Raw genomic sequence first — 1,665 nt, 5'->3', positions numbered from 1 at the left:
TTTACGTGCTCAAGCCCCCCTACATCCTCCCATCTCACATCGGGAACCTCTACGAATACCTCTCTAATGGCAGATGGTTCGACCTCCTTCATTGCTTCAAGAAAGTTATCCATCGTAACTTTTAATGTATATAATGTCTCGTATGGAATATCAGACATTTCGAAATCTATGTTAGGTAAAATCTTTCTCAATGCAGACATTGCTGCTTCCCGTGCCAGAGCTTCAAGGTCAGCGCCTACAAAACCGTGGGTAATCTCTCCTAATTTTTCCAGGCTTACATCTTCCGATAAAGGCATACCCCTCGTATGAATCTGCAATATGTGCAATCTCCCATTTTTATCCGGAATAGGAATGGATATCTCTCGATCAAATCGTCCAGGCCTTCTTAATGCCGGGTCAAGGGTATTGGGAATATTTGTGGCTCCAATGACAATAATCTGACCACGAGACTCCAAACCATCTAATAAGGCTAAAAGCTGGGCAACAACGCGTCTCTCCACCTGTTTTTCTCCACCCATTTCTTCTCTTTTGGGGGCTATTGCATCTATTTCGTCTATAAAGATTATGGCTGGAGCGTGCTTCTCCGCATCCTCAAATACACTCCGCAGGCGACCCTCACTTTCACCGTAGAACTTGCCCATAATCTCAGGACCTGATATGTGGTTAAAATATGCATCTGTCTCGTGAGCCACTGCACGCGCTATCAAGGTCTTACCCGTTCCTGGAGGCCCATACAGTAAAACGCCTTTTGGCGGGTCAATACCCAACTTTTCAAACACCTGAGGGTATTTAAGGGGTAGCTCTATCATCTCCCTGATCCTCTGGATCTGGTTACCAAGACCACCAATGTCTTCATAAGAAATCTTTACTCCACGTGGGGTAACGGTTTCCTTCGGCTCCACCTTTATTGAGGTGCCCGTCCCTATGAGCACAACACCATCAGGAGATGTATCCAGTATTTTGAAATCAGACGACCTTGAACCAAAAAAGGTTGCCCTGACTCTATCGCCTTTTAGTACAGGAAGTCCTTCTATCAACGAACCAATATACTTGGCATCTCTATCCCTCTGCAAAAGACTTAAGGTCAAAGGCGATAACGTGATTCTGTTCGCATGTTTATATTCAATTTTGCTTATAGTTACCTTCTCATCCAGCCCGATCTGTGCGTTTTCTCTTGATATTCCATCCACTTGTATAATTTTTTTTCCCCTATCTTCAACATAACACGGCATAACCTTTGCCGGTGTCCTTCTTTTGCCTTCAATCTCTATAATATCGCCCACTTCTAAGCTAAGAGTTTTCATATCATCAGGGTCTATCCGTGCCATTGCCCTGCCTACATCCTTCGATAAGGCTTCTTTGACCTTCAATATTAAGGTTTCATTATTCTTTTTACTCATTGAATCAAGAGCTCCTTAAACGTATTTAAAGCATCAAGTCCCCTGACTTCATTGGGCTGCAAAGGTGTGATTGTTGTGTCCAGATTGCTGAATTTTTTATTTATCTCCTTTAAATATTTTTCCTGTTCAGTTCTCTTTTTCTTGCAGAACTCACAATCCCGCCAGTCAAGCACATTATTAACTATCAGCTTTCTCACTCCTATGCCAAATGTGGTCAATGTGTTTACTAATCTCTGGGTTTCTGAAAGAACCATGCATTCTGGAA

Annotated in this window: 2 protein-coding genes; both read right to left on the bottom strand. The window is 42.8% G+C overall.

Annotated elements, in window-relative coordinates; genetic code table 11:
- Positions 1–1,400: AAA family ATPase (locus tag NTU69_11660; GenBank protein MCX5804165.1), on the bottom strand; the 1,400-nt coding region annotated here is incomplete at its 3' end.
- Positions 1,397–1,665: ATPase (locus NTU69_11655; GenBank protein MCX5804164.1), on the bottom strand; the 269-nt coding region annotated here is incomplete at its 5' end. The genes NTU69_11655 and NTU69_11660, both read right to left, overlap by 4 nt.

The sequence above is a fragment of the Pseudomonadota bacterium genome (genome assembly GCA_026388215.1).
Lineage (GTDB): Bacteria > Desulfobacterota > Syntrophorhabdia > Syntrophorhabdales > Syntrophorhabdaceae > JAPLKF01.
The sequence above is the reverse complement of the archived record's forward strand: the minus strand, read 5'-3'. Positions and strand labels throughout refer to the sequence as shown.